The 3,497-nt window shown below is 31.8% G+C and carries 1 protein-coding gene and 1 pseudogene; both read right to left on the reverse strand.

Annotated features, from left to right (window positions below; genetic code table 11):
- Window positions 1-2,516, reverse strand: a 2,516-nt coding sequence (locus HMPREF2706_RS11205; RefSeq protein WP_371106845.1) for a SasC/FmtB family protein, incomplete at its 3' end; no start/stop codon positions are given.
- 197 nt (window positions 2,517-2,713) lie between these two features.
- Window positions 2,714-3,497 (reverse strand): annotated as a pseudogene (locus tag HMPREF2706_RS11955) (cell wall anchor protein); the annotation flags it as partial.

A 3,497-nucleotide genomic window follows, 5' to 3' on the forward strand; every position in this document is an offset into this window, starting at 1 on the left:
CTTGAGTCACTGTTTCCTTTTGTTTCGGTTGCTATTATTTCACTTTCTGCTTGTACTGCTTGATAACCAACCGTAACTTTACCAGTGTGATCGTCAATATTAATATGTGACACTTGCTTATCTAATGTCCAAGTTTCTCCATTTTTTATAGCATTTATTGAAGCTGGTTCTCCTTCGGGATTTATATAAATCATCTCTATTTTTGACGCTTCACCTTTAGGTGTTACTTCGACATTGACATGCTCCTCACTTGCTTCAATACCAGGCGCTTCCGGTGTTGCCTCTTTACGTGGCATATTTTCTCTACTTTCCTCACTTGTGTCACTGTTTCGAATTATATCGTTCGCTACAACTAAACTTTCTGGATAAACAGCTTGATAATTAATTGTTACTAAACCGGATTGTGGTTCGATATTTATACCAGGAACACTATTATTAAGTGACCAATTATCATTAGTTTTAGTAGCAATAATTGATGTACTCTCATTAGCAGTATTTTGATATGTAATATTTAACTTATCTGCTTTATTAGCTGGTGTTATAGTTAAATTTGGAATCAGGTAATTTATTTCAATAATTGGTTTGGATGGTGCATTATATTTTAGACTATTTTTCAATGTATCTAACGTATTAGTAACATTATTGATAGTTTCTTGGGATGCTTGATTTTCTATAGCAACATTATTCTGTTGTTCATTGATAATATTCCTAGCTTCGGTTAATTTGTCTTGAAGTGCACGCCATGAATCTGCGGTAAAATCAGCATCATTTAAATCGTGTAAGTAGTTATCAACTTCATTTACTTTACTTTGTAATTCTGTTTTATTCATTTGAATTGTCACAGTTTGTAAATTAACGGTATTATCTCCGGTTCTTTGAGTATCTCTTCCTCTAAATGTTGCATTAGTTCTATAACTAACATGTCCATTTAAATTAACTATTTTAGGTATTGTTGCTTTAAATTCTACTGTATAGGAGAGATCTTTCCTCTCTCCTGGATTTAAGTTACTAATTGACATTCTTAATTTATTAGTATTTACATCTAAATTACCGGTTCCTCCACTACTAGAAATGAGTTTTGAATTTGCTGGTAATATAACTTCATAATATGTATCTCTTGATTGATTATGCCCTTTATTTTCAACAGATAAATTAACTGTTGCACGTGCAAAATTATCATTAGGACTATTAGGCTGAGTTATATATTCTACCTGTGCCACATTAGAAGTGATATAGGATCCACTATTTATTCTTACATCACTAACTGAACCCCCATGATAATAAGATGAATTATCACCAAATCCATGTTCTTTCGAAGACCGTTGTACACTAATTCGACCAGTGTTGGATATAGGTAAAAAAGAAATTCTTACTCTATTCATATCGCTTCGTATGTTAACCATTGCAGATAATTTACCGGTAGGGTACGGTCCCATACCATTTAGACGATTATCAAATAAGATGCGATCCTGCTCTATATTACTAATTTTTAATTTAGCACCTGATGCACCATCTGAAAATACTGGACTTGTAGATATAAAGTTAACGTTTAATTCCGAACCAGGTACCACATCTATATCTTGATAAATACCTGCTACTTTAGCATCATTGACACTTCTATCACGACCGTTATTCGTTCTTGCAAGTACAACCCCGTATGGAGCACCATTATTGCTCATAAAACTTGAATAATCTACTGCGCTTGGTGTATAAAACATAGGATACTCAGGATTAGGATCAGTTGAGTAACTATGCCAATTATCTACATTCGTAACTACAGTTAATCTCTTTGACCTTGATGGTAATATACCACCAGATACCTGACTAAAGTTTCCATTTTGAATTTCTGGATTAACTTCATTTGCTTTCAAAGGATCATTAGATACGTTATTTTCAGGAGCACTTCTAAAAGATGATGAGTCTCTTTTATGTCTAATATACGAATAGTTTGAAAAGTTATTATTCGTAGTTAAATGTTGTGATTGAACACCGTTTGATTGACGATTTGGAAGTAAAGATTCTTTATTATGTAATTTACCTGCACTATTTAAAAACTTATGATAATAATCATCAACCTGTTGTTGGCTTTGAGGATTATTTAAAATAGATTCAGCTTCTTGTAAATCAGTTCGAAATAGTTTAATCGATTCATCTGTCTTGTTACTTAAATCTAAAGATTTATATTGATTTAAAATTTTTTCAAGTTGACTAGTATTAATAACGTGTTGAGTATTAGTTTTAGTAGTTGAAAGTTTATTTTCAATATCTTGGTTATTAGTTAGATTGTCATTTAAAGATTTTCCATTTTCAATATTAATTTGATGACTGGTACTATCACTAACTTTTTGATTGATGGTGGTATTATTTTGTTCAATACTGTCAGCTTTTGCGTAATTTATGTTAGACATCATGATAAAACCTATTATTGCTACACTAGCTGCTCCAAAACCTTGATATTTTCTAATAGAAAAACGTGTGATTTTTTTATCTAAGTTGTTGATTCTTTTGTTTTCCATCATTTTTTCTCCTCAAATATAAAGAATTTAAATTAACCCAACAATATTCAACCTATATTTTATTATTGATAAAATATATTTAATTGTGTTCCTTAAAATATACCATCAATCTATATTTTGTGCAATTGTTTATTTTGGGAATTTTACTATTTGTACATAAAAAAGAGTGTGGGTTTAGCTCCACACTCTCTATAATTCTATTCTTTGATTTTATTTCTAAAAATACCAATTAATCCTAAACCTGCTAGTAACATTAATAATGCTGGAGTAAATTCTTGTTCTTTAACTCCTGTTTCAGGTAATTCTTTCTTAGAAGTTTTATGATTATGAGATGTTTTATCATCTTTATCTTCATTACGTTTTGATATTTTTTTAGTAGGTTTAATTACTTCTAATATTTGCTTATGTTGTTTTAATTTAACTTTTTTATAGATATATTTAGTAATACCATCTTCGGTTTCTGTTCTAATATATTTATAACCTTCTATTTGTATAACACCTCTTTGATTTAAAGGTGTTTTATCGTCTTCTACCGCATCTTTAATAATATTCCCTTGATCATCTAACCATACTGTAACGTGTAATTTAGGTTTATCATTTACATTATTTTGATTGTTCTCCTGCTGTTTAGTTTGAATAACTGGATCTTTCTGAGTAGTTGGTTTTGTCGGTCCTGATTGAGTTGGTTTCTCTGGCTCTTCCTGTGTCGTTGGTTTTACCGGTTCTGGTTGTGTCGGTTGCTTTGGCTCTTTTTGTGTAGCTGGTTTTGATGGTTCTGGTTGTGCTGGTTTCTCTGGATCTTTCTGTGTCGTTGGTTTTACCGGTTCTGATTGAGTCGGTTGCTCTTGCTCTTTCTGTGTCGTTGGTTTTACCGGTTCTGGTTGTGTTGGTTTCTCTGGCTCTTCCTGTGTCGTTGGTTTTGATGGTCCTGATTGAGTTGGTTGCTCTGGCTCTTTTTGTGTAGCTGGTTTTGATGGTTCT

The organism is Staphylococcus sp. HMSC067F07, from assembly GCF_001837405.1.
GTDB lineage: Bacteria > Bacillota > Bacilli > Staphylococcales > Staphylococcaceae > Staphylococcus > Staphylococcus capitis.